This window comes from Streptomyces sp. SID12501, from assembly GCF_010550245.1.
Classification (GTDB): Bacteria; Actinomycetota; Actinomycetes; order Streptomycetales; family Streptomycetaceae; genus Streptomyces.
Genome location: NZ_JAAGLU010001038.1, coordinates 1 through 388, shown reverse-complemented (window position 1 = coordinate 388; position 388 = coordinate 1). Strand labels below are relative to the sequence as shown.

Here is a 388-nt window from a genome sequence, read left to right as displayed (position 1 = left end):
CGATCCCCATCTCGAAGACCACGTCGCCGAAGTAGTCCGTAAGCGCGGCGGTTCCTTCGTCGTCGAACCAGCGTTCAGGGGTGGCTGACAGGCCAAGCCGAAACTCGGCACTGTCGGGAAGCTTCGAGCTGATGTGCCGGGCACCGAGGTTGTGAGCTTCATCCGCAATGAGGAGCAGGCGTCCGCGGTAACGACTAAGGATCTTCTGGAACGCGACATCCCCGAAGGTCTTGTTCGTCGTGATGATCACGCCGCCGTGGCTGGCATCCAGCGCCATAGCATCCAAGAGGTGCGAAGCGCTGCCGAACCAGGATGCCGTCGACTCGTAGGCCCGGATGGGGGACACCCCGAACCACTCAACGTCCTTCGCCCATTGATCAACAAGGTG

1 protein-coding gene is annotated in these 388 nt (G+C 61.3%); it reads right to left on the bottom strand.

Translation table 11 applies throughout. The features are described 5' to 3' along the window. Positions 1-388 (bottom strand): DEAD/DEAH box helicase family protein (locus G3I71_RS49710; protein WP_164325586.1); only part of this gene is annotated, 388 nt, incomplete at both ends.